The organism is Amycolatopsis sp. SB7-3, from assembly GCF_041021335.1.
GTDB lineage: Bacteria > Actinomycetota > Actinomycetes > Mycobacteriales > Pseudonocardiaceae > Amycolatopsis > Amycolatopsis japonica.
In genome coordinates this window covers 1,800,576-1,824,351 of the sequence record NZ_JBFPJQ010000001.1, presented here as the reverse complement: position 1 = coordinate 1,824,351, position 23,776 = coordinate 1,800,576, and the positions used below count along the sequence as shown (strand labels likewise).

The window sequence follows — 23,776 nt, the reverse complement described above, 5'->3', positions numbered from 1 at the left end:
CGGGGCGGTCCGGTCAGCACATCGGAGCCGATTGGCTACCTAGTGCTCAACTTCCAGCCGGTAGCGACGAAAGTAGGGGGATTATGCTCACTGTCCAGCAGTATGCGGCCGCGTTCAGTGACTTTCACACCGTCCAAGGAAATTCCCCGTCCGGTGTAACGGGCATCGGTCGTGTAACGCCAGCGGAGGGTGATTTGTGAGCTTTGCGACACCTCGGCGGCGGCCCGCCACCAAGCGCGATGTCCATGGCCGCCGAGCCCGGTTTGGTCCCCGGCGGGGGCACCTGGTCCGGAAGCACGCAGGGTAATCGATTTCCAGGTGGCTCCGCCGTCGGTACTTATTTCCAGGAACAGCGAATCCGAGGGGCCTTCGGTGTCCACGAAGGTGTCGAAGGAGACCTTCAGCGGCCCGCCGCGCGTCTGTAACGGCGGGGTCGTGAGCGTGGCCGTGGAGACGTCCCCGGCGCCGCTGAACCACGCTTCGCGGCCGTGCGCCGGGCGGACGGCCATCGCCTTCGCGAGCGAACTCGCCCACGTCTCCCTGGCGAGATTGATCGAGCCCCAGTTCCGCGTCGGGTGCACGCGGTTGGTGAGCAGGATCGCGAACGACCGCGACAGCGGGTCGATCACCAGCGAGGTCCCGGTGAAGCCGGTGTGCCCGGCCGTCGACGGGGCCGACAGCGCGCCCATGTACCAAGGCTGGTCGAGTTCGAAGCCGAGCCCGTGCGCGTTGTCGGGGAACTTGTGGTTGTAGTTCGTCAGCATCGCCCGCACGGTCTCCTCGCGCAGGATCCGGTGACCGCGGTACGCGCCGCCGTTGAGGATCGCCTGCGCCAGCACCGCCATGTCGGGGGCCGTGGAGAACACGCCCGCGTGCCCGGCGACACCGCCCAAGGACCAAGCGTTCTCGTCGTGCACTTCGCCGCGTACGAGCCCCCGAGGCGGCTTCGCGGCGTACTCGGTCGCCGCGACCCTGGCGAGTTTCGAGGCCGGCGGGTTGTACCCGGTGTCGACCAGACCCAGCGGCGCGGCGATGCGGTCCTGGACGACCTTGTCCAGTGGTGCCCCGGCCACCTTCTCGACCAGGAAGCCGAGCGTCAGCAGGTTGATGTCGGAGTAGAGGTACGTGCTGCCCGGCGCGTTCTTCAGCGGGCTGTCGAGGACGGCCTTCCGGCGGGACGGGATGTCCGGGTAGCCCTCCCACAGCGACGGGAGCGGTGTCGCGGCGAAGCCCGAGACGTGGGTGAGCAGCTGCTGGACGGTGACGGACTCCTTGCCGTTCACCCCGAACTCCGGCAGGTACCGCACCACCGGCGCCGAGATGTCCACCTTGCCCGACTCGGCCAGCTGCATCACCGCGATGGAGGTGAACAGCTTCGAGATCGAGGCCATGTCGAAGATGGTGTCCGCGCGCATCGGCACCTGCTGCCCGGGCGGCAGTTCCGTGCCCTTGGCGTCGGCGTAGCGGACCGCGCCACCGACGGCCTGGCGCTCGACGACCACGCCGTCGTGCGCGAGCAGGCCGACCGCCCCGGAGAAGTGCGGATGCCCCGTGGCGTCCGGCTTCGTCCAGCTCTCGATGAACCGCTCCGCCGCCTTGATCGGCTCGGGGTCGAGGCCGACTTCCGAGGGCGCGCCGTCGCGCAGCACGGTGGACGCGGGCGCGAAGCCCACACGCGGCTTGTCGAACCGGCCCGCCGTGCCGTTTCCCTGTTGCCCGGTACCCGGAATCGCCTGTGCTCCCGCCGTCGACAGCGTGGTCGCCGCGACCAGTACGGAGACGGCCGCGATCAGGATCTTCCTAACACGCACGGTCGTTCCTCTCAGCGGTAGATGAGATGGCGGCGGCGTTTCCGGTCGAACTCGGCCAGTTCCGCCTGCCAGGACCCGACGATCTCGTCCACCCCGGCGCCCTTGTCGATCATCGTGCGCAGCCGGTCGGAGCCCGAGAGCTTGTCGAGGAAATTGTCGGGGCGCCACTTGAACTTGTCCGGATGCACCTGTTTCGCGGTGACGAACATGGTGACCGCGGTGCGGATGGCGTCGAACGCCCGCGGATCGGTGATCGTCACCTGCACGCCGCCGCAGGGTTCGTTGACGAACTTGCCGAACGTCGGCACGAAATAGGCCTCACGGAACTTCACGCCGGGAAGCCGTAGCTCGCCGAGCTTCTCGCGCCAGCGCCAGTCGAGACCCGGCGCGCCGATGATCTCGAACGGCCTGGTGGTGCCCCGGCCTTCGGAGAACACGGTGCCTTCGAACATCCCGGTGCCGGGATAGACGAGCGCGGTGTCCGGCGTCGGCATGTTCGGGCTCGGCGGGACCCAGGTCAGGCCGGTGCGGGCGAAGAGCTGATCACGGCGCCAGTCACGCACCTCGACGATTTCGAGCTTGCCCGGCGTGACCCCTTCGGCAGGCAGGAACTCGGCCGCGAAGAACCGCGCGAGTTCGCCGACGGTCATGCCGTGCTGCTGCACGATCGGCTTCCGGCCGACACCTGAGGCGAACGCCGGGTCGAGCATCGGCCCGGCGGCCTTGCCGCCCAGCGGATTCGGCCGGTCCAGCACGACGACCGCCGCACCGACCTTCGCCGCCGCGACCATCGCCGTGTACAGCGACCAGATGTAGGTGTAGAACCGCGCGCCGACGTCGGCGATGTCGAAGACGACGGTGTCGACGCCCGCCTTCGTGAACATCCCGGCGAGCTTCGTCGCGTCGGCGCCGTACGCGTCGTACACCGGCACGCCGGTGCGTGGGTCGGTGTAGTCGCCCTCGGAGCCGCCTGCCTGCGCGCTGCCGCGGAACCCGTGCTCCGGCCCGAACGCGGCGAGCGGCCGGACGCCGGCGGCGACCATCGAGTCGACGATGTGGTCGCCGCTCGCCAGCACACCCGTGGGGTTCGACAGCACGCCGAGCTTGCGGCCGGAGAGCGGCGCCCAACCCCGGGCGGCGAGCACGTCGGCTCCGGTGCGGGTGAGCGGGGGACCTTTGCTCTCGCTTTCCGGCTGGGCCCCCGCGACCGAGGACCCGGCCGTCAGCGCGGGGACCGCGAGCGCGCCGGTGACGAGGAAGTGGCGTCGGTTGAGGTTCACCAGGTCAGCCCGTGGCCGAAGGGGTACTTCACCGTGCCCACGTCCTTGCCCGCGGGAACGTCCACCGGCAGCTTGCCCTGCGGCGTCACCTTCCCGAGGATCACCTTCGCCAGCGCTTCGAGCGAAGGCGTGATGTAGCCGTACGTGGCGAGCCACGTCTTGATCGGGTTTTCGTAGCCGGCGTCGTAGGGGATCTGGGCGGCGACAGCGACGACGGGCTTCCCGGTGTCGGCCAGCGCCTGCAACAGCTTGCCCTGCAACGGATACGTGCCGACGTTGTTGGTCAGCACGACGACGAGGTCGACGTTCTTGGCCGCCGCGGCCGCCTGCGCGATCTGCGCGTCCGTCGGCGTCTGGCCGGTCTGCAGCGCGGTCGCCTGCGTGCCGTGCGCGGTGAGCTTCGCGGCCAGCGACGTCGTCGTGGTCGCGCCCCAGCCGGTCACGAGCGTCTTCGCGGGCTGCTGCTTGAGCGGCAGGACACCGCCGTCGTTGCGGATCGCGGTGATCGATCGGTCGGCGATGCCCTGCGCGGTCGCGAGGTTGGCCGGGACACCGACCTTCGACATCACCTTGGCCGGGTCGACGAACGGCGAGGTGAGGATGCCGCGGTTCAGCTTGAGCTTCAGCACCCGCAGGACGCTCTCGTCGATCCGCCGCTCGGTCAGCTCGCCCTTGCGGACGGCGTCGAGCACCGAGTTGATCGCGAGTTCGAGGTTCACCGGCATGAGCAGCTGGTCGATACCCGCCTTGAGGGCCAGCACCGGGATCTCCGCGTCGGTGTGCATCTCGCGCACCGCGTCCATCGAGAGGGAGTCGGTGACGACGACTCCGCGGTATCCGAGCTCTTCGCGCAGCTTGCCGGTGAGGATCGGCTTCGACAGCGTGGCGGGCTCGCCCGACGGGTCGAGGCTGGGGAACTGGATGTGCGCGCTCATGATCGAGTCGATGCCCGCCTTGATGGCGGCCTTGAACGGCGGCACGTCGGTCTCGCGCCAGCTGGCCTCGCTCCGGTCGATCCGGGGCAGTTCGTGGTGACTGTCAGTGGCCGCGTCGCCGTGGCCGGGGAAGTGCTTCGCGGCGGCGGACACAGTCTCGGAGCGTCGGCCGGAGTTCTGGAAGCCCCTGACCTGGGCTTCGACGAACTGGCTCGCCAGCTCCGGGCGGCCGGAGAAGGATCGGACGCCGATCACCGGGTTCGCCGGGTTCGAGTTCACGTCGGCGTCGGGGGCGAAGTCCTGGTTGATGCCGACGGCGCGCAGTTCGTGCCCGAGGATCCGGGCGGCGTCCTGCGCGGCCTTGGTGTCACGGCCGGCCGAGATCGCCATCGCGTTCGGCAGTTCGGTGGCGGGGGCACCCATCCGGGTGACCGTGCCGCCTTCCTGGTCGGTCGCGATCTGCAGCGGAATGCGGGCGCCGCTGCGGAGGGCCGCTCGCTGGAGCCCGTTCGACAGCTTGGCGACCTGCACCGGGTCGTCGAAGTTGTCGCGGCTGTCGTTGTTGAAGTAGATGACGCCGCCCAGGTGGTACTTCTCGATCACCTGCGCGGGGGTGTCCACGCCGAAGTCGGCCTTGTTCTTGGCGTTGACCTCGTCGGCCGACTTCCCGTTCACCCACGTGACGAAGAGCTGCCCGACCTTCTGCTCCAGGGTCAACCCGCGCAGCGCCCGCTGCGCCTCCGCGTCGGCCGTCACCGGCTGCGCGGTCGCCGGTACGCCCGCGACACCCAGGGCGAGCAGACCCGCGAGGGGCAGGGCGAGCGCATGGATCCTCCGATGACGGGCGTGCGCGATTCGGGTCGTCACCTCAAGCCTCCCAGATTCGTGCCTGACTCTCAGGTGGAAAGAAGTCCACCTGGAAGCACTGATATCCGGAAGCTACCCACGAGCACTTTGCTTGTCCATCGGCCACCCGCACGAACGGTCCGTTCATACACAAAGGGACGCGAAGGGGCCTGTCACGCTTGAAAACCTGGGCAAAACACTGGCGGCGCCCGTCGGCAAGAAGCCGGCGGGCGCCGCCAGTCGGTGCGGACCACTCGGGCGACCAAGCGTGCAACTCTGGTCGTACCTTCATGGACTCGGCGTCCGGCGTCCCGGTACGCAGTCCCTAGACGACGAGCCTCCCGCGGCGCGCTGCGCGTGGGTACCCGGTGTCCGCACACGGAGATTCGCCGGGGTGGAACAGGCTTCTCTTCTACCTGTTCCCTGGCCGACCGAACGTCCGCACCTACTTTCTACGCCGTGAGCCGGGTCACTTCAAGTGCGCAGACGGGTGCACCGGTACAGAGGCTCGATCTAGTGACACGGGCACCCTCCGCGACGGACAATTCGCGGCCCTGACTGCGAAAACCGGTCCGGTACCGCCGTGTGGGTGCGTGCTCAGCGGGTGCGTTTGCGCCGGTTGTAGCCGTACCAGGTGGCCCCCGCCGCGAAGGCGCCGAGCGCGACCAGGCCGGCCGACCGCGCGGGGATCCGGGTCCGCAGCGACATCGGGTGCTCGAAGGCGAGGATCTCCCAGCCCTGTTCCATCGCGTGCTTGCGCAGGACGCGGTCGGGGTTGACCGCGTGTGGCCGTCCGACGACTTCGAGGAGTGGGATGTCGGTGCTCGAGTCGGTGTACGCGTGGCACTGCGTGAGGTCGTAGCCGTACGTCGCCGCGAGCTGCTTCGCGGCGACGGCCTTGTTCTCGCCGTAGCAGTAGAAATCGACTTCGCCCGAGTAGCGGCCGTCCACGATCTGCATCCGCGTGGCCACGCTGCGCGTCGCGCCGAGCATTTCGGCGACCGGCGCGACGACCTCCTCGCCGGTCGCCGACAGCACCACGACGTCGTGCCCGTCCGCGCGATGGGACGAGATCAGTTCCGCCGCCTCCGCGTACACGAGCGGGTCGACGACGTCGTGCAGCGTTTCGCGGACGATCGCGGACACCTGTGCGACGTCCCATCCGGTGCACAGCGCGGAAACCTCGGTGCGCATCCGCTCGGTCTTCGCCGCGTCCGCGCCCGCGAGCGAGAAGACGAGCTGGGCGTACGCACTGCGAAGGGCGGCTCGGCGGTTGATCAGGCCTTCGCGCAAAAGCGGCTTGCTGAAGGCCAATGCGCTCGATGACGCGATGATCGTCTTGTCGAGATCGAAGAACGCCGCGACCTGGCTCGGCGTCGTGCTGGGTCGGTCCACTCGCCAAGGATAGGAGAGCGGTACGGCCGGGCGCCCGTTGGTCGACCACGATCGGGATACGGCGGTGGAAAATTCACGACCGCGTACCCGATCCGGCGCGTCGTGCCGTTATCGAATTGTGGGTACCGGCGCCGCCCGCAACGGGCCGGTATCGGAGTTACAGTGAGATTGCCCGGTGTCGCACCGGGCCCAGGTTCAGTCCGACCCCCCGGGGCTGAACCCCAGGCGGCCCTCGTCCCTCCCCCCTGGCGAGGGCCGCCTCCTATTTCCCCGTCGTACCAATGGTTCAGACCTTGTCGGCCGCGGAAACTTCGCCAGGGCAAGGACGAACCGGCGGGAGTTTGTTAACTTTCTTTTCTCTCAAGGGTTTCTTGTGCCCAGTCCGGCTCCGAATCCCATAGCGGAAGGGACCGACGGAAATCCGGGAAACCGGTTTCTCGAAACGGAGTTGTCCACAACACCCCAGTTGTCCACAGGTGGGGCGGAATGGCGTTGTGCGGGGTGGGGAAGCGGCGCGACCGTGGAGTGGTCACCCGAGTCCGACCGAATCACTGGGGGAGTCATGACCGCGGAACATCCGCTCGTCGTCGCCGGAGACGACGTCCTGCTCGACGAGATCCTGCGCGTGGCGGCGGCCGCGGGGTGCGAGGTCGAACGAGCACCCGATCTGGACGCCGCACGCGGGAGATGGGCCCGTGCGCCGCTCGTGGTGCTCGACGAAGAGGCCGCGAGCGCGCCGAACCGGCTGCTGCGGCGGAACAAGGTCCTGCTCGTCTGCAAGGGCGCGCCGACACCGGTCACGTGGGAGCGTGCCGTCAACACCGGTTCGGAGAAGGTCCTTTCGCTGCCGGACGAGGAAAGCGACCTCATCGGCGAATTCGCCGATGTCGTCGACGGGCCGCCACGGGACGACGGCGTCGTCATCGGGATCATCGGCGGGCGAGGCGGGGCCGGGGCATCGGTGCTTTCGGCCGCCGTCGCGTACCGGGCGGAGAAGTCCGGCACCGGCGGGCTGCTTGTCGACTGCGATCCCCTCGGCGGCGGGGTCGACGTCCTCCTCGCCGCCGAACGCGATCGCGGGCCACGCTGGCCGGAGCTCGAACTCGGTGGCAGGGTGTCGATGGCCGCGTTGAGCGAAGCCCTGCCGCGGAAGAAGTACGCGACCGGCTCACTGTCCTTTGTGTCCTATGGCCGGGAAGGAAGCGGACCGGGGCCCGATGCGATCGAAGGCGTGCTGAGTGCCGGACGCCGGGCGGGGCGGACGGTCGTCTGCGATCTGCCGAGGTATTTCGGCGCCGAGACGGCCGCCGTGATCGGGCTCGCCGATCTGGTCGTGGTCGTCGTCCCCGCCGAACTCCGCGCCTGCGCGGCGGCGAAACAGGTCCTCGCCAGGATCGAACCGCACGCGTCGCGGGTCGGTGTCGCGGTACGGGGGCCGTCGCCCGCCGGGCTGATCCCGCAAGAGATCGCCGACGCCGTCGGCGTTCCGCTCATCACCTCGATGGGCCGCGAGCGCTCCCTCGCGGCGGCCCTCGACCGCGGTGAGTTCGTCCTGAGGCAGCGCGGGCATCTGGCCATCGCCGCCGGCGAAGTCCTCGCGGCCGCGCGCGGGCGGCTGGCCGGTGCCTCGCGATGACCGACGATCTGGTCGAGCGGGTCCGGCGGCGGCTGGCCGGATCGGCCGCCCCGGCGGATCCGGTGAGCGTCGCGCGGGCCGTCCGCGCCGAAGCCGGTGGCGCGCTCGGGCAGGAGGCCGTCCTCGGAGCGGTGCGGCTGGCCCGTGACGAGTTCGTCGGAGCCGGTCCGCTAGCGCCGCTTCTCGAAAAACCCGGCGTCACCGATGTTCTCGTCACGGCACCCGACGAGGTCTGGACCGACACCGGCGAAGGCATCCGCCTGTCGGATGTTCGTTTCGCCGACGAGGAAGCCGTCCGCAGGCTGGCGCAGCGGCTCGCCCTCGCCGGCGGTCGGCGCCTGGACGACGCTCAACCGTTCGCCGACTGCTGGCTGCCGGGAGTGGGTCCGCAAGGCCGGGTCCGCATGCACGCGGTCCTCCCGCCGATCGCGCCGGCCGGGACCGCCCTCTCGCTCCGCGTGCTCCGGCCAGCCACCCATGATCTCGCCGAACTCCGGCTGCGCGGGGTGTTCGGCACCAGCGGCGCGGACCTGCTCGGCTCGGTCATCCGGCGGCGGCTCGCGTTCCTGGTCTCCGGCGGGACGGGAGCGGGCAAGACGACCCTGCTCTCCGCGTTGCTCGGCGCGGTTCCCCCGGCCGAACGCATCGTCTGCGTCGAGGACGCCGGAGAACTGCAACCGGACCATCCCCAGTTCGTCAGCCTGCTCACCCGGCCGCCCAACGTCGAGGGCGCGGGCGAGGTCGGGCTGAGCGAGCTGGTGCGGCAGGCGTTGCGCATGCGGCCGGACCGGCTGGTCGTCGGCGAAGTGCGCGGTGGCGAGGTCATCGCGTTGCTCAACGCCATGAACACCGGGCACGAGGGCGGCGGCTGCACCGTGCACGCCAACTCGCCGGAGGACGTCCCCGCGCGGCTGGAGGCGCTGGCCGCGCTCGGCGGGCTGAAACGGGACGCGCTGCACAGCCAGCTGACGGCGGCGATCCGGGTGGTCCTGCACATGCGCCGCCTGCCGAGCGGGATCCGGCGCCTGGACGAGGTCGGTGTCCTCCGGTCGTTTCGAGGCGAGGCCAAGGTCGTCCCGGTCTGGAGCAAGGGCTCGTGGATCGGCGACGAGACGCCGTTCGAGGAGATGGCGGCGTGAACCCGTGGTTCCTTCTCGCCTGGGGCGCGGGTCTCGCCTGCTGGCCCAAGTCGATGGCGCGTGCTCCGATCGCCTGGCGGCTGCCTCGCGCCGTCCGGGTGGGCTGGTGGCCGTTGCCCGCGCTGGCTCTGTCCTTCGTGGGAATCGGGTGGGCGGTGGCGACGCTCGTACTCACGTGGGCCATCCGCCAGGAGCATCGGTGGCGGGCACGGGAGAAGGCGGCGCTGGCCGAAGCGGAACTCACCGGGTCCGTCTTGCGCACGATGATCGCCGAACTCCGGGCGGGCGCCCATCCGGTGGCCGCGGCCGAAGCCACCGCGGAGGCGGTGCCCGCGGCGTCCGGGCGTTTGCGCGGACTCATCGCGGACGCCCGGTTCGGTGGCGGCACCGCCGCCGATCCGGACGCGCCACCGGCGCTGGCGAACGCCTGGACACTCGCGCACCGGTTCGGGCTTCCGATGGCCGAGGTACTCGATGCCGCGCGACGGGACGCCGAGGCGGAGGCCGGCTTCCGCCGTCGGCTCAAAGCCAAGATGGCGGGCCCCAGGGCGAGTGCCGCCGTGCTCGCGGTCCTCCCTCTGCTGTGCCTGGTGCTCGGCGAAGTGATGGGTGCCGGGCCGGTCCACGCCCTCACCGGGACGGGCGCCGGGCAGCTGTCGTTCGTCGTGGGCAGCGGGCTGATCTGGGCGGGCACGGCCTGGTGCCGGGCCCTCACCGGGAGGGTGGCGCCATGGTGATCGGGGTGGCCCTGATCCTGCTGGGCGGTGCCGTCTTCTGTTGGCCGCGCGTCACCTCCGTGGCCCCAGCGCGGCCCGGGTGGCTCCGGCCGCGCAGGAGAACGTCTCGCGAGAACGGCGTCTCCGAACTCCTCCGGTCCGCGGCCACTCTCGACCTGCTGGCCGCCTGCCTGGGCGGCGGGCTGCCGGTACCCGTCGCGCTCGAAGCCGTCGTACCGACCGCGTCACCGAAGACCGCCGCGGCACTGCGCTCGGTGGCGTCGCATCTCGCTGTGGGCATCGGACCGGCGGAAGCCTGGGCGCCGGTCCGCGACCGGCCCGGCCTGACCGAACTGTCCGTCGCCGCCGTCCGTACGGCGAGGGCGGGCACCGCGCTCGCCGACCACGCGAAGGATCTCGCGCGAAGACTGCGCGAGTCGCTCGCCGCCGAGGCCGAGGAACGAGCCGAACGGGCCGGAGTGCTGCTGGCGGCGCCGATCGGCCTGTGCTTCCTCCCCGCGTTCCTGTGCCTCGGTGTCTTCCCCGTCGTGCTCGGCCTCGCCGGGCGTCTCGACTTCCTTTGATCGAAAGGCAATCCCCATGACCAAGCTCCCCACCTTCCGCGAAGACGACGGCATGACGACGGTCGAGTACGCCATCGGTACCTTGGCCGCCGCCGGCTTGGCGGCCCTCCTCTATCTGGTCGTCACCAGTGATGCCGTCTCCGCAGGGCTCACCGCGCTCATCGAGCGGGCCCTGTCGGTGAAGTTCTGATGGCCGACCACGGCTCCGTCACTGTGGAGGCCGCCCTCGGCATCGGTGCCCTGACCTTCCTCTCGGCCTTGTTGTTCACCGGCGTCGGCGTGGCCTCCGATCAGCTCCGCTGCACCGACGCGGCCCGCGAGGCGGCCAGGCTCCTCGCCCGCGGTCAGCCTGCCCGTGCCGAACAAGCGGTGCGGGAGATCGCGCCGTCCGGCGCTCGGCTGGACGTCGTCCGCGAAGGGGAGGCGATCACCGTCGGCGTCGAGGCCGAACCGGTCGGCGGCCTCCTGCCGGGGATCCGGCTGCACTCCCGTGCCTTCGCCATCGCCGAGCCTGGGAGCGGGCCATGACCTCGGACACCACGGACGATCGCGGTGTCGCGACCGTGTGGACCGCGTCGATCGTCGCGGCCCTGGTCTGCGCGGCGGCGTTCGTCTTCTGGCTCGGAGCCGCCGTCACGGCCCGGCATCGCACCGAGGCCGCCGCCGATCTGGCCGCGCTCGCGGCCGCCTCGCACGCGACGGAGGGCCCCGGCGCGGCCTGCGAACGGGCCCGGCAGGTCGCCGTCCGGATGTCGGTCACGCTGCTCACCTGCCGCTGGGAGCGCGGCGATGCCCTGGTTGAGGTGCGCTCGGAGCCGTCGGGGCGGCCGGCGGTCACCGGACGGGCGGAGGCACGCGCGCGGGCGGGGCCGGTCGACCGGCCACCGTGACGTGCGTCGCACGACGAACGGTCGTCGGGCGGTGACCGGCCGGTAGTACGCGTGAGTAACCGCTCGGCGCGAGCAGCGGTCGTTGACGCACGGCGAGCGGTCGAAGTCATGATCAGCGCACCGCCGAACGGCCGCCCGCCGCTCACCGTGAGCGCCGTCACGCGGGACGGAAACCCAGGTCGGCTGCGACGAACGGCCTCGGACCGGTCACGCACGCCCGTTAATCGGACGTCCGGCGTTCGGTCCGTCCGGTCGCACTACCGCGCGTTCATCGCTGAGTAACCGCCGGTTGTCGCGCGAGGTCTTCTCCCGATGTGCAACTTGCCGTTTATTGAGATGTGCGCCACCTCGAGAAGGTCGCCGGGTAGCGCGGAGCAGAACCGACACAGGACAGAGTTGACCTGAGGCAGGGACGGAATGTTGGACGCGAATTGGCCGGACAGCTGGCGGGGCGCCTTCCGCATCGAGATGCGGGCGGAGGCGATCGGCCTCGCGTGGCGTGGCTGGCCGGTGCTCCCGGGTGCGGAGCCCGCCGCGATCACCGCGGAGGGTGACGACCTCACCTGGCGTCGTCCCGTCCCGGCGCAGGACAACTGGCGTGAACTGCTCGAGACCCACCCGCACGAGGTCGCCACCTGGTTCGGCGACGACACCCACAGCCTGCTCGTGGCCACCGGCACCGTGCTCGACGCCATCGAGGTCGACGACGAGCTCGGCAAGGCCGCCGCCCGCCTGCTTCGTGCCACCGGCCACCCCGCCCCGATCGTCGCGATGCCGAACGGCCGCTGGCTGTTCCTTACCACCGTCGCCACGAGCATCCCGCGGGAACTGGCCGACCAGGCTTCGATCCAGTGGCACGGCGCGAACGGCTACATCCCGCTGCCCCCGTCGCCGTTCCAGCACGGTGTCGTGCACTGGCGGGTCAAGCCCGAGGTCTGGGGCTGGCAGCTGCCCGAGGCCACCGAGGTGCACGACGTGCTCGTCCGTGCGCTGGCCGGTGACCAGACCGTCGCCCCGGTGGCGACCCTGAGCACCGCCGCCTGATCAACCCACAAGTTCAACCCACAATTTCAAGCCACCCCGTGGCCGGACACGGACCCGTGCTGACGCAAAGCCCCGAGCACGGTGTCCAGAACGGCCACCGCCCCCGCCTTGTCCAGCGGATCGTTGCCGTTCCCGCACTTCGGCGACTGGACGCAGGACGGGCAGCCGGCCGGGCACTCGCAGGAAACGATCGCCTCCCGCGTTGCGGCCAGCCAAGGGACAATCGCGGCAAATCCGCGGTCGGCGAATCCCGCACCCCCGGGATGGCCATCGTGCACGAACACCGTCGCCTCCCCGGTGTCTTCGTGCCACGCGGTCGACACCCCGCCAATGTCCCAGCGGTCGCACGTAGCGAACAGCGGTAGCAGGCCGATCGCCGCGTGCTCGGCGGCATGCAGGGCACCGGGGACGCGCGCCGGATCCAACTCGGCGCTCGTCCCCGGTGCTCCGCCAAGTTCCTCGGTCCCCACCCTGGAGCCTCCGGTCCCCACCGGCTCCAGAACTTCGGTCCCCGTCCGATGGCCCCCGGTCCCCGCCACACCATCGGACACACCGAGCAGCTCCGCCGAGATCGTGTACCAGACGGCGCGGGTGTGCAGGCTCTGCTCCGGCAGATCCAGCGGCGTCTGGTCCAGCACCTCACCGGACGGTCGCCGCCGCAAGTAGCCGACCACTTGCGAACTGACCGACACCTCGCCGAGATTCACCGTGACCCCGCCGTGCACGCTGGTCTCCTCGGTGCGCAGCACACTGATGTCGACGATCTCGCGCGGTGACGTGGTCCAGTCCGGATCCTCCGCGTGCACCAGCGCGAGCCCGGTCTCCAGATCGAGTTCGTCGACCACATAGGACGAACCCTGGTGCAGGTACACCGCGCCGGGATGTACCGCGTAGCAGGCGGAACCCGGATCGACGGTGCCGAGCATGCGGCCGGAGTCGGCCTCCACCACGGCGATCTGCTCGCCGCCGGAACCGCGGATGCCGACCTCGGCGTGCGGCCGGTCCCGCGAGGTCCAGTACCAGCCGCTCGTCCGGCGCCGGACGATCTTCTCCTTGACCAGATCGGCGAGCACGGCACGCGCCGGATCGCCGCCGAAGGCCGCGACCTCCGGCTCGGTCAACGGGAGTTCGGCGATGGCGCACGCCAGTTGCGGCCCGAGGACATACGGATTCGACGGGTCGAGGACGGCGGCTTCCACCGGCCTGTCCAGGATCGCGGCCGGATGGTGCACGAGGTAGGTGTCCAGCGGATCGTCCCTGGCCACGAACACGACCAGCGCCGCGTCCCCAGCGCGCCCGGCCCGCCCCGCCTGCTGCCAGAACGAAGCGAGCGTGCCCGGGTATCCCGCCAGCACCACCGCGTCCAGCCCCGCGATGTCGACGCCGAGTTCGAGCGCGTTCGTCGTCGCGACGCCGAGCAACCGCCCGGACAGCAACGCCGCTTCGAGGGCGCGTCGTTCCTCCGGCAGGTAGCCGGAGCGGTACGCGGCCACGGATTCCGCCAAGGAACCGTCCACTTCGGACAGAATGCGCCGGGCGCCGAGCGCGGTCAGCTCCGCGCCTCGCCGCGACCGGACGAACGCCAGCGAACGAGCGCCTTCGATGACCAGTTCGGCGAGGATGCGGGAAGCCTCGGCCCCCGCCGAGCGCCGCACCGGCGCCCCGTTCTCGCCCGAGAGTTCCGACAGCAGAGGGGGTTCCCACAACGCGACCGTGCGGGCGCCACGGGGTGAGCCGTCCTCGGTGACCGGGACACAGTCCTGCCCGGTGAGCTTCGACGCGAACGCCGCCGGGTCCGCCGTCGTCGCGGACGCGAGGACGAAGACCGGCGAAGCGCCGTAGTACGCCGCGACCCTTCGCAGCCTGCGCAGTAGCAGCGCCACGTGGGAACCGAAGACCCCGCGATAGCTGTGGCATTCGTCGACGACGACGAACGCGAGCCGCCGGAAGAACCGTGACCAGCGCGCGTGCGACGAGAGGATCCCGCGGTGCAGCATGTCCGGGTTCGTGAAGACCCAGTTCGCGTGCGCGCGGACCCAGTCCCGCTCCTCCAGCGGGGTGTCACCGTCGAACGACGCCGCCCGCGCCTTCTTGATGTCCAAAGAGGACACAGCGCGCAACTGGTCGGCGCCGAGCGCCTTGGTCGGCGACAGGTACAGCGCCGAAGCGCGCTCGTCCTCGACCAAAGCCGAAAGCACCGGCAACTGGTACGCGAGCGACTTGCCCGACGCCGTGCCGGTGGAGATCACCACGTGCTCGCCCGCGCGGGCCAGCGACGCGGCTTCCACCTGATGCCGCCAGGGCGCCTTGACGCCGTTCGCCCTCAGCGCCTCGACGACCGGGGCCGCCGCCCACTCCGGCCAGTCGACCGAATCCGCCGGACGGGCGGGCAGCTCGGCCACATGGGTGACCGGGTACAGCGAAGCCGGGATCCCCGCCGTCGCGCGGTCGAGAAGCCGCCGCCCTTTGCCGGGTCGCACCGTGCCGTCCACCTTCCGAGCTTCGCACAGCGCACCGACAGAAACGGGGCCGCCGCCGAACGGATCCGGCACTGGAAGCGGCCCTCGATGATCGATAAAGTGACCAGCCTCACAAGGTAACGGAACGTGTGGTGGCAGGGACGCCTTGCCGTCCGCCATCCCACTACCAATACACTCCCGCAATCCACACCGTCTGTGGCGAGCGTCATGTGAGACGTACCTTGCAGTGCGACTAGCGTGACATTCGGCTCAGATCCCATGCCAGCGCGCGAGCCGCCGGTTCCATCGGCGGATCGTCGTTGGCCAACGGCGACGTCTCCAGGAGGACGAATGTCCCGGCAGTTCCTCGCGGAGGGCGAACTCACGCTCTCCGGAGGTGGTTACACCATCGTCGGTGTGATCGCCGTGGTCGCCCTTGCCGCACTGGTCATCGGCTACGTTCTGCTCAAGGAGGTGCTGGCCGCCGGCCAGGGCACCACCAAGATGCAGGACATCGCGAAGGCAGTGCAGGAAGGCGCGGCTGCCTATCTGAAACGGCAGCGCAACACCCTCGCGATCTTCGGTGCGATCGTGTTCGTACTGCTCTTCGCCTTGCCGGCCGATGACTGGAACGAAAAGATCGGCAGGTCGATCTTCTTCCTGGTCGGCGCGGCGTTCTCCTTCGCGATCGGCTATCTCGGCATGTGGCTGGCGACGCAGGCGAACCTGCGCGTCGCGGCCGCTTCGCGGGAGGAAGGCGGTCGCGAAAAGGCGATGCGCGTGGCCTTCCGCACCGGTGGCGTGGTCGGCATGATCACCGTCGGCCTCGGCCTCTTCGGCGCCGCGGTGGTCGTCCTCGTCTACACCGGACAGGCCCCCAAGGTGTTGGAGGGCTTCGGTTTCGGTGCCGCGCTGATCGCGATGTTCATGCGTGTCGGCGGCGGTATCTTCACGAAGGCCGCCGACGTCGGCGCGGACCTGGTCGGCAAGGTCGAGCAGGGCATCCCCGAGGACGACCCGCGCAACGCGGCCACCATCGCCGACAACGTCGGTGACAACGTGGGCGACTGCGCCGGGATGGCGGCGGACCTCTTCGAGTCGTACGCGGTCATGCTCGTGGCGGCGCTGATCCTGGGTAGCACCGCCTTCGGCGTGCACGGCCTGATCTTCCCGCTCATCGTTCCCGCCATCGGCGTGATCACCGCGGTCATCGGTGTCTACATCACCAAGGCCAAGGCGGGCGAAGGCGGTCTGGTCACGATCAACCGCTCCTTCTACATCTCCGCCGGTATTTCCGCGGTGCTCTCGACGATCGCGGCGTTCGTCTACCTGCCCGGTTCGTTCTCCGAGCTGACCGGTGGCGCCACCAACGAGTCCGGGAACCCGGCGGTCATCGCGACCGTCTCGGTCATCATCGGCATCGTGCTCGCGGCGGTCATCCTCAAGCTCACCGGGTACTACACCGGCACCGAGCACAAGCCGGTCAAGGAGGTCGGCAAGTCTTCGCAAACCGGTGCGGCGACGGTGATCCTGGCCGGTATCTCGGTCGGTTTCGAGTCCGCTGTGTACACCGCGCTGGTCATCGGCGCGGCGGTGTTCGGCGCGTACCTGCTCGGTGGCGGCGTCGCGCTGTTCGCCGTGGCGCTGGCCGGTACCGGCCTGCTCACCACCGTCGGTGTCATCGTCGCGATGGACACCTTCGGCCCGGTTTCGGACAACGCGCAGGGCATCGCGGAGATGTCGGGCGACGTCGACGAAGACGCCGCGCAGATCCTCACCGAGCTCGACGCGGTCGGCAACACCACCAAGGCCATCACCAAGGGCATCGCGATCGCCACGGCGGTCCTCGCGGCGACGGCGTTGTTCGGGTCCTACCAGGACGCGATCAGCAAGGCGCTGAAGTCGATCCCGGAAGCCGCGGAAGCCAGCATGTCGACGCTGAACTTCTTCGTGAACACGGTGGTCAGCCCGAACACCCTCGTCGGCGTGATCGTCGGCGCGGCGGTCGTGTTCCTGTTCTCCGGTCTCGCGGTCAACGCGGTGTCCCGTGCCGCCGGCGCGGTCGTCTACGAAGTGCGCCGCCAGTTCCGCGACATCCCGGGGATCATGGAGGGCACCACCCGTCCCGAGTACGGCCGGGTCGTCGACATCGTCACGCGCGATTCGCTGCGTGAGCTGACCACGCCCGGTCTGCTCGCGGTCTTCGCCCCCATCGCGGTCGGTTTCGGCCTCGGCACCGGCGCGCTCGCCGGCTACCTGGCCGGTGCGATCGCGACCGGCACCCTGATGGCGATCTTCCTCGCCAACTCCGGTGGCGCCTGGGACAACGCGAAGAAGCTCGTGGAGGACGGAAACCACGGCGGCAAGGGATCGGACGCACACGAGGCCACCATCATCGGTGACACCGTGGGCGACCCGTTCAAGGACACCGCCGGCCCCGCGATCAACCCGCTGATCAAGGTGATGAACCTGGTGTCGGTGCTGATCGCCCCGGCGATCGTGCAGTTCTCGATCGGCGCGGACGCCAACGTCGGCATCCGCATCGCGATCTCGCTGGTCGCCGTCGCGATCATCGTCGCGGCGATCGTGGTCTCCAAGCGCCGCGAGTCGGTTCTTTCCGACACTCCCGCGGAAGCGAAGGCGTAACACCGAACAGTTCCCCCGCCGGGCCCGCCACGATTTCCCGTGGCGGGCCCGACGGCTGTCCGGGGCGGGCTAATCTCTGCGCGTCACGCCGATCCGATTCGGGGGGAGTTCCTGTCATGAGGCGTTCGGTCATCCTGTTCGCCGCCGGAATCCTGCTGGCGGGCTGCGGTGGCGCCGAGCGGACGGCTTCTCCCGCTCCGGTGGCGGGGACTGCCTGGATGAACGATTTCTGCGGTTCGCTGATCGACTTCGCCAAGATCGGCGATTTCACGATGCCCGACTTCGAACAGAACGACGTCGCCAGCGCGAGGAAGGTGATGGACGACGCCTTCGGGGTGTTCGCGCCAGGTTTCGACAACGCGGTCACCGGCTTGGGAAAGCTCGGCCAGGCACCGAGCGCGGAGGCCGACGCGGCGCGCAAGAGCATCGTCGAAGCGCTGACACCGATCCGGGACGAGGTACTCGCCGCGAAGGCGGCACTCGACGCCGCGCCGAAGGACGACAAGAACGCCGTGGTGGCCGCGGGGGCGGCCTTCCGGCGAATCGGTTCCCACATGAACGACATGCCCGACCCGTTCCAGCAGCTGGAAACGAACGTTTCGGTGAAAACACTGGCCGCGCAGGCTCCGAACTGCGGAAAGCTGCCTTCTTGACCGTTCTTTCCGCCACGTTGATTTGCATTGCCCCCCGGTATCGGTACCGTCGGGGGCCAGCCGGGAAGTCGTCAGGTCGGGAGGTGTTTTCGTGCGGCCGCGGTTCACCGTCCTTGCCGCGCTAGCAACAGGTATCGGACTCGGCCTCGCCGGGTGCGGGCAGCAGCCCGCGGTGACTTCCCACGCCAGACAAGAAGGTCTCGCGACGGTCAGCGCGTCGGAGGCCGACCCCACCTCCGCCTGGGCGGAGGCGTACTGCGGCGCGGCGGGCGGACTCGTCCGGACGCTGGCGGCGCTGCCCAGCGTCGATCCGAGCACGCCTCAGCAGGCCTCGCGCACCTCCAGCGAGCTGATGCTCTCGGTGGTCGAAGGGCTGGACCGCACTTCCGCCGCGCTCGAGAACCTCGGCCCGGCACCGGTCGCCGGCGGGGACTCCTCACGCGCGGCCGCCGTCGCTCAGCTCGGCGGCATCCGCGCCCGCGCCGACGACGTCCGCCAGCGTCTCGACTCCTCAGCCGACCCCGAGGCGACGAAAACCGCGCTTCGCGACGCCAGGACGTCGCTCGACGAACTGGACCGCCTTGACCTCCTCAGGGGCCTTAACGACGTCCCTCAGCTCGCCGCGGCGAGCAGCCGGATCCCGGTTTGCCAGGAATTGGTGAAACAACCTCGCTGAGTCATCGGCCGATCACTGGCCATGAGTCGAACTTGTGTTCTATTCTGTGCGAGTGGACGGGACGATCTCGCTCTTCTCGGCGGAGGCGAGCGGGCCGGTGCTCGCCGACCTCGCCGGAGTGCTGTGCGGGCCCGGGCGGATGACGGGCTTCGGGCGGACGGCCGGGCGGCTGTCCGCCGTGGTCGACGAGCCGTGGCGAGCGGGTGCCCTCGCCAGGGAATGCCGTCGGCGCGGCGTCCAGGCGCAGGTCTCGACCGCCGAATGCGGGCGGCCGCTCGTGAGAACGCCGTTCCGGGTCGATCTGCTGCCGCTGGAGCAGCGGTGGAACCGTGGTGAAGAGAAGGTCCTGCCGGAAGGCTTCCGGCTCGACGGGGCCATGTTGAGGATGTGGGCGCTGGCGGCGGGCAGTCCCCAGGGCAACGGCTACCTGCTCGCGCTGGATCCGGCGGCGCCGGAGACGCATGAGCCGCTGATCACGGCGCTGGCGCGGCTGGGTGTGCCCGCCAAAGCGCAGAAGGGGGAAGAAGCGCTGCTCCGGGTCACCGGACGGCGACGGCTGGCGCACGTCCTCGAGCTGATCGGGGACGCGCCCGCGGGTGCCGAGCCCGCCTGGCCGAGCCTGGTGCCGGTGGTGCGCGCCGTCTGACGTTCCCGGTCGCGCGGGTCGTGAGGCCGCACTCACGTGATCGAAGGCGGAACTCGCGTGATCAGGGGCGGAACTCCCGAGTGCGGCGTCCAGTCACGCGAGTTACGTCCCCGATCACGCGAGTCACGCCTTCGCTCACGCCCCACTGGACCCGGAACTCGCCGGGAACGCCATGAAAGGTCCTTTCCTTGCAAATTTCGCAAGGAAAGGACCTTTCATGGCAGCCGGTGAGGGAGGAAAGGTCAGGGTTTCGGCGCCCGGCAGTTCGGGTTCGCGAGGTCGAGTTCACTGTGCGAAAGGCAGGAGGTCAGCTGGTAGGTCTGCTCCCCGTAGTTGATGCCCTGCCGCACGGTCACGTTCCCGGCCGCGTCGACCTCGCACGGGTTGTTCATCGTGCACCGCTGGCCGCTTTCGTTGCCGGTGTTGTTGACGCCGACGACCTTCCCGGTCGAGGTCTCGATGATGGGCGACCCCGAGGTCCCGCCGATCGTCTTGCACGCCGAGGTGTACCGGATCGAGTCCTTCCAGACCCAGTCCGCCTCGTGCAGCTCGTGGACGAAGCCGTCGATGTTGCAGGAGTAGATCTTCTTCCAATATCCCGAGACCACGTCCATCGCGATACCCGCGGACGGACGGGTGGGCGAGAGCGTCAGCGGGGCGATACCGTACGTCGACTTGATCTTGGCGTAGCTGGTGTTGAGCTGGTAGAGCGAGACGTCGGTGTCGGTCATCGTGGCGTAGAGCAGCTTCTTCGCCTTGAGCGTGCCCAGTGACGAGCGGCCGTCCTTGGACAGCAGGCTGAACGTCCGTGACGAGGCCTTGTTGACGATTACTTCCCCGGGGTCCGGGAAACCTTCTTGCAGGCAATGCCCGTTGGAAAGGACGAGGGCGGGGTCGTCGAGGCTCGCCTCGGGCGGTTTGATCACCGACCCGGAGCAGTTCGACAACGCCACCGTTCCGGCGAAGGTGGTCGTGGCCGCTTCCGCCGGTGCGGTTCCGACCAGGGCGGACGCGGTCAGCATGGCGAACAGGGTGCCGAGGAGTCGTCGGGTCACGTGGAGTCCTTTCGGGTCGGCGTGGACATCAAGTGAAGCGTTGGCGGCCACGGTGTCACCACCGTCGAACGGAGGGTGTTCACCCCGTCACGCGGGACCCCAGGCGGACGTGTCCGACATCACGTGCTAGGTGTTGAAAGGAAACATCGACGAGGTCAGCGGCGATGCGCTGGACACACGATCGGCGGCGTGTTGCGCCACCTAGCCGTGGTCCAGGCGGTGCGAGCGTGCACACTGACGGGTCGAGAGGCGGCGCGAAGGCGCCGAAGATGAGCGGAGAGCAGGACAGCGTGGCAGGAGCACGGACGAAGAAGACCGCGGCGTCGGACGACGGCGCGGGCCGTCGTCGGCTGGTGATCGTCGAGTCGCCGACCAAGGCCCGCAAGATCGCCCCGTACCTCGGCGGTAACTACGTCGTGGAGTCCTCCGTCGGACACATCCGCGACCTTCCCCGCGGCGCGGCCGACGTGCCCGCCCAGTACAAGGGCGAGTCGTGGGCGCGGCTGGGTGTCGACGTCGACAACGACTTCAAGGCGCTCTACGTCGTCACGCCGGACAAGAAGTCCAAGGTCACGGAGCTGAAGGGCCTGCTGAAGGACGTCGACGAGCTCTACCTCGCCACGGACCCCGACCGCGAGGGCGAGGCCATCGCGTGGCATCTGCTGGAGACGCTCAAGCCGAAGGTCCCGGTGCGCCGGATGGTCTTCCACGAGGTCACCGAGCAGGCGATCCGCGCCGCGGCCGACAGCACCCGTGAGCTCGACGGAGACCTCGTCGACGCGCAGGAGACCCGCCGCATCCTGGACCGGCTCTACGGCTACGAGGTCTCGCCCGTGCTGTGGAAGAAGGTCATGCCGAAGCTGTCGGCGGGCCGCGTGCAGTCGGTGGCGACCAGGATCGTGGTCGAGCGGGAGCGCGAGCGCATGCGCTTCACCTCGGCGTCGTACTGGGACATCTCCGCGACGATGGACGCCGGCGCCGAGGCGTCCCCCCGCAACTTCCCGGCCAGGATGATCGCCGTCGACGGTGCCCGGCTGGCCACCGGCCGTGACTTCGGTTCGGACGGGCAGCTCAAGGCCTCGAACAACGAGATCCGCGTGCTGGCCGAGGCCGACGCCGTCCGGCTCGCCGAGGCGCTGAAGAACCGCGACTTCAAGGTCGCGAGCGTCGAGGAGAAGCCGTACACGCGCAAGCCGTACGCGCCTTTCATGACCTCGACCCTGCAGCAGGAGGCCGGCCGCAAGCTGCGGTTCACCTCCGAGCGCACCATGCGGATCGCGCAGAAGCTGTACGAGAACGGGTACATCACTTATATGCGTACCGACTCCACGACGCTGTCGGAGTCGGCGATCTCGGCGGCGCGCAGCCAGGCGACGCAGCTGTACGGCAAGGAATACGTCTCGCCGTCGCCGCGCCAGTACACCCGCAAGGTGAAGAACGCGCAGGAAGCCCACGAGGCGATCCGTCCTTCGGGTGAGGTCTTCCGCACGCCGGGCCAGGTCGCGAAGGATCTGGACACCGACGAGTACCGCCTTTACGAGATGATCTGGCAGCGCACGATCGCGTCGCAGATGGCGGACGCGAAGGGCACCACGATGTCGGTGCGCATCGTCGGCACGGCCACCAGCGGCGAGGAGTGCACGTTCGCCTCGTCGGGCCGCACGATCACCTTCGCCGGGTTCCTCAAGGCGTACGTCGAGGCCGTCGACACCGAGAGCGGTGGCGAGGCGGACGACAAGCAGAGCCGTCTGCCGCAGCTGGTCAAGGACCAGGCGCTGACCGCGACCGAGCTGAGCCCGGACGGGCACACCACGTCGCCGCCGGCGCGCTACTCGGAGCCGAGCCTGGTCAGCAAGCTCGAAGAGCTGGGCATCGGCCGCCCGTCGACGTACGCGTCGATCATCAAGACCATCCAGGACCGCGGCTACGTGTGGAAGAAGGGTTCCGCGCTGGTGCCCTCCTGGGTCGCGTTCGCCGTGATCGGCCTGATGGAGCGGCATTTCGAGCGGCTGGTCGACTACGACTTCACCGCCGGCATGGAGGACGAGCTCGACCGCATCGCCGCCGGTGACGAGCACCGGACGCAATGGCTGTCGAAGTTCTACTTCGGCGGTGACATGGGCGTCGACGGTTCCGTCGGCCGTCTCGGCGGGCTGAAGAAGCTGGTCGGCTCGGGTGTCGAGGACATCGACGCCCGCGAGATCAACTCGATCCCGCTGTTCAGCGACGCCGACGGGCACACCGTCGTCGTGCGAGTCGGCCGCTACGGCCCGTATCTCGAGCGTGAGGTGGACGGGACGTCGCAGCGGGCGAACCTGCCCGAGGACCTGCCGCCGGACGAGCTGACCAAGGAGATCGCGGAGAAGCTGTTCGCGACGCCGCAGGAAGGCCGCGTGCTCGGCAAGGACCCGGTCAGCGGACACGAGATCGTGGCGAAGGAAGGCCGCTTCGGCCCGTACGTCACCGAGCTCCTGCCCGAGCCGGAGCCGCTGCCCGAAGGCGCGACCGCCGCGCAGAAGAAGGCCGCGAAGGCGAAGCAGCCGAAGCCGCGGACGGGTTCGCTGTTCAAGTCGATGTCGATCGAGACGATGACGCTCGAAGACGCGCTGAAGCTGCTTTCGCTGCCGCGCGTCGTCGGCAAGGACCCGGAATCCGGCGACGAGATCACCGCGCAGAACGGGCGCTACGGGCCGTACCTGAAGAAGGGCACGGACTCGCGTTCGCTCACCACCGAGGACCAGCTGTTCTCGATCACGCTCGAAGAGGCGCTGAAGATCTACTCGGAGCCGAAGCAGCGTGGCCGGTCGGCGACCGCGAAGCCGCCGCTGAAGGAACTGGGCGACGACCCGGTGTCCGGTAAGCCGATGGTGGTCAAGGACGGGCGCTTCGGGCCGTACGTGACCGATGGCGAGTACAACGCGACGCTGCGGAAGTCGGACAGCATCGAGGAGCTGACCGCCGAGCGTGCCGCCGAACTGCTGGCGGAGAAGCGCGCGAAGGGCCCGGCGCCCAAGCGCAAGGCTCCGGCGCGGAAGACGGCGGCGTCGAAGACGGCGGCCACCAAGACGACCGCGGCCAAGAAGACGACCGCTACCAAGACGACCGCGACCAAGACCGCGGCGGCGAAGAAACCTTCGACGCGCTCGACGGCCACGAAGACGAAGTAGCTCCCTTCAAACGCTATGAACGGTCCTTTCCTTGCAATTTCGCAAGGAAAGGACCGTTCCTTGCATTCGGGGTGACCACTGAGGGGACGTGAGTGGAGTCGGGGCAGGTCGCGCAGGCCGTCGGGATGTTCGCGGTCACCAACGTCGACGACATCCTGATCCTCATCGAGGGACCATGAGCGCGGGTGTAGCCGAGCT

19 protein-coding genes are annotated in these 23,776 nt (G+C 69.4%); 13 read left to right on the top strand and 6 right to left on the bottom strand.

The window, feature by feature from the left end; all coding sequences use genetic code 11:
• Positions 1-35: 35 nt before the first annotated feature.
• The 4 genes from AB8M46_RS08860 to AB8M46_RS08845 all read right to left on the bottom strand — a co-directional run bounded on the left by AB8M46_RS08860 (position 36) and on the right by AB8M46_RS08845 (position 6,267).
• Positions 36-1,811 carry a serine hydrolase gene (locus AB8M46_RS08860; protein WP_394360040.1) on the bottom strand — a complete coding sequence of 592 codons (1,776 nt, stop codon included), beginning with the start codon at positions 1,809-1,811 and terminating at the stop codon, positions 36-38.
• Positions 1,812-1,822: 11 nt separating this feature from the next.
• Positions 1,823-3,091 (bottom strand): exo-beta-N-acetylmuramidase NamZ domain-containing protein, encoded by a 1,269-nt coding sequence (locus AB8M46_RS08855; protein WP_394360039.1) that lies wholly within the window; start codon positions 3,089-3,091, stop codon positions 1,823-1,825.
• Positions 3,088-4,893, bottom strand: coding sequence for a glycoside hydrolase family 3 protein (locus AB8M46_RS08850; RefSeq protein WP_394360038.1), 1,806 nt, complete (start codon positions 4,891-4,893; stop codon positions 3,088-3,090). Before AB8M46_RS08850 ends, AB8M46_RS08855 begins: the two co-directional genes overlap by 4 nt.
• A 576-nt stretch (positions 4,894-5,469) precedes the next feature.
• On the bottom strand, positions 5,470-6,267 hold the full coding sequence (locus tag AB8M46_RS08845) for an HAD family hydrolase (RefSeq protein ID WP_394360037.1): 798 nt from the start codon (positions 6,265-6,267) through the stop codon (positions 5,470-5,472).
• Positions 6,268-6,829: 562 nt separating this feature from the next.
• On the opposite strand from AB8M46_RS08845, the gene ssd reads away from it, so the two are divergent.
• From ssd to AB8M46_RS08805, 8 genes are all read left to right on the top strand, one after another.
• Positions 6,830-7,903 carry a septum site-determining protein Ssd gene (ssd, locus tag AB8M46_RS08840; RefSeq protein ID WP_394360036.1) on the top strand — a complete coding sequence of 358 codons (1,074 nt, stop codon included), beginning with the start codon at positions 6,830-6,832 and terminating at the stop codon, positions 7,901-7,903.
• Entirely contained in the window at positions 7,900-9,042 is a 1,143-nt protein-coding gene (locus AB8M46_RS08835; RefSeq protein ID WP_394360035.1) for a TadA family conjugal transfer-associated ATPase, read from the top strand. The genes ssd and AB8M46_RS08835 overlap by 4 nt, the downstream gene beginning before the upstream one ends.
• Positions 9,039-9,779: a type II secretion system F family protein gene (locus AB8M46_RS08830; protein WP_394360034.1), complete on the top strand. Its 741-nt coding sequence runs from the start codon at positions 9,039-9,041 to the stop codon at positions 9,777-9,779. Before AB8M46_RS08835 ends, AB8M46_RS08830 begins: the two co-directional genes overlap by 4 nt.
• Positions 9,773-10,342 (top strand): type II secretion system F family protein, encoded by a 570-nt coding sequence (locus AB8M46_RS08825; protein WP_394360033.1) that lies wholly within the window; start codon positions 9,773-9,775, stop codon positions 10,340-10,342. Before AB8M46_RS08830 ends, AB8M46_RS08825 begins: the two co-directional genes overlap by 7 nt.
• A 16-nt stretch (positions 10,343-10,358) precedes the next feature.
• On the top strand, positions 10,359-10,532 hold the full coding sequence (locus AB8M46_RS08820) for a DUF4244 domain-containing protein (RefSeq protein WP_394360032.1): 174 nt from the start codon (positions 10,359-10,361) through the stop codon (positions 10,530-10,532).
• Positions 10,532-10,870: a TadE family type IV pilus minor pilin gene (locus AB8M46_RS08815; RefSeq protein ID WP_394360031.1), complete on the top strand. Its 339-nt coding sequence runs from the start codon at positions 10,532-10,534 to the stop codon at positions 10,868-10,870. Before AB8M46_RS08820 ends, AB8M46_RS08815 begins: the two co-directional genes overlap by 1 nt.
• Positions 10,867-11,232 (top strand): Rv3654c family TadE-like protein, encoded by a 366-nt coding sequence (locus tag AB8M46_RS08810; protein WP_394360030.1) that lies wholly within the window; start codon positions 10,867-10,869, stop codon positions 11,230-11,232. Before AB8M46_RS08815 ends, AB8M46_RS08810 begins: the two co-directional genes overlap by 4 nt.
• 417 nt (positions 11,233-11,649) lie before the next feature.
• Complete coding sequence (locus tag AB8M46_RS08805) at positions 11,650-12,276, top strand: bifunctional DNA primase/polymerase (protein WP_073845645.1); 627 nt, start codon at positions 11,650-11,652, stop codon at positions 12,274-12,276.
• Positions 12,277-12,302: 26 nt separating this feature from the next.
• On the opposite strand, the gene AB8M46_RS08800 is transcribed toward AB8M46_RS08805, so the two are convergent.
• Complete coding sequence (locus AB8M46_RS08800; RefSeq protein WP_394360029.1) at positions 12,303-14,768, bottom strand: DEAD/DEAH box helicase; 2,466 nt, start codon at positions 14,766-14,768, stop codon at positions 12,303-12,305.
• A gap of 318 nt (positions 14,769-15,086) precedes the next feature.
• On the opposite strand from AB8M46_RS08800, the gene AB8M46_RS08795 reads away from it, so the two are divergent.
• The 4 genes from AB8M46_RS08795 to AB8M46_RS08780 all read left to right on the top strand — a co-directional run bounded on the left by AB8M46_RS08795 (position 15,087) and on the right by AB8M46_RS08780 (position 19,356).
• Complete coding sequence (locus AB8M46_RS08795; RefSeq protein WP_037335130.1) at positions 15,087-17,381, top strand: sodium-translocating pyrophosphatase; 2,295 nt, start codon at positions 15,087-15,089, stop codon at positions 17,379-17,381.
• 116 nt (positions 17,382-17,497) lie between these two features.
• Positions 17,498-18,034 (top strand): hypothetical protein, encoded by a 537-nt coding sequence (locus tag AB8M46_RS08790; protein ID WP_235213220.1) that lies wholly within the window; start codon positions 17,498-17,500, stop codon positions 18,032-18,034.
• 91 nt (positions 18,035-18,125) lie between these two features.
• Positions 18,126-18,710 carry a hypothetical protein gene (locus AB8M46_RS08785; RefSeq protein WP_037335133.1) on the top strand — a complete coding sequence of 195 codons (585 nt, stop codon included), beginning with the start codon at positions 18,126-18,128 and terminating at the stop codon, positions 18,708-18,710.
• Between the two features lie 34 nt (positions 18,711-18,744).
• Positions 18,745-19,356 carry a hypothetical protein gene (locus AB8M46_RS08780; protein WP_394360028.1) on the top strand — a complete coding sequence of 204 codons (612 nt, stop codon included), beginning with the start codon at positions 18,745-18,747 and terminating at the stop codon, positions 19,354-19,356.
• Positions 19,357-19,598: 242 nt separating this feature from the next.
• Here the strand turns inward: AB8M46_RS08780 and AB8M46_RS08775 are convergent, their stop codons facing one another.
• Positions 19,599-20,411, bottom strand: coding sequence for a serine protease (locus AB8M46_RS08775; protein ID WP_394360027.1), 813 nt, complete (start codon positions 20,409-20,411; stop codon positions 19,599-19,601).
• A 269-nt stretch (positions 20,412-20,680) separates the two neighbouring features.
• Here AB8M46_RS08775 and topA point away from each other — a divergent pair, with 269 nt between their 5' ends.
• A complete protein-coding gene (gene topA / locus AB8M46_RS08770; protein WP_378425660.1) occupies positions 20,681-23,578 on the top strand; it encodes a type I DNA topoisomerase in 2,898 nt (965 codons plus the stop codon).
• The last annotated feature ends 198 nt before the right edge of the window (positions 23,579-23,776 follow it).

What these genes read in the sequence shown, in the direction of transcription:
- ssd (WP_394360036.1), top strand. Translation starts at nt 6,830, where the DNA reads ATGACCGCGGAACATCCGCTCGTCGTCGCCGGAGACGACGTCCTGCTC.
- AB8M46_RS08835 (WP_394360035.1), top strand. Translation starts at nt 7,900, where the DNA reads ATGACCGACGATCTGGTCGAGCGGGTCCGGCGGCGGCTGGCCGGATCG.
- AB8M46_RS08825 (WP_394360033.1), top strand. Translation starts at nt 9,773, where the DNA reads ATGGTGATCGGGGTGGCCCTGATCCTGCTGGGCGGTGCCGTCTTCTGT.
- AB8M46_RS08820 (WP_394360032.1), top strand. Translation starts at nt 10,359, where the DNA reads ATGACCAAGCTCCCCACCTTCCGCGAAGACGACGGCATGACGACGGTC.
- AB8M46_RS08815 (WP_394360031.1), top strand. Translation starts at nt 10,532, where the DNA reads ATGGCCGACCACGGCTCCGTCACTGTGGAGGCCGCCCTCGGCATCGGT.
- AB8M46_RS08810 (WP_394360030.1), top strand. Translation starts at nt 10,867, where the DNA reads ATGACCTCGGACACCACGGACGATCGCGGTGTCGCGACCGTGTGGACC.
- AB8M46_RS08805 (WP_073845645.1), top strand. Translation starts at nt 11,650, where the DNA reads ATGTTGGACGCGAATTGGCCGGACAGCTGGCGGGGCGCCTTCCGCATC.
- AB8M46_RS08795 (WP_037335130.1), top strand. Translation starts at nt 15,087, where the DNA reads ATGTCCCGGCAGTTCCTCGCGGAGGGCGAACTCACGCTCTCCGGAGGT.
- AB8M46_RS08790 (WP_235213220.1), top strand. Translation starts at nt 17,498, where the DNA reads ATGAGGCGTTCGGTCATCCTGTTCGCCGCCGGAATCCTGCTGGCGGGC.
- topA (WP_378425660.1), top strand. Translation starts at nt 20,681, where the DNA reads ATGAGCGGAGAGCAGGACAGCGTGGCAGGAGCACGGACGAAGAAGACC.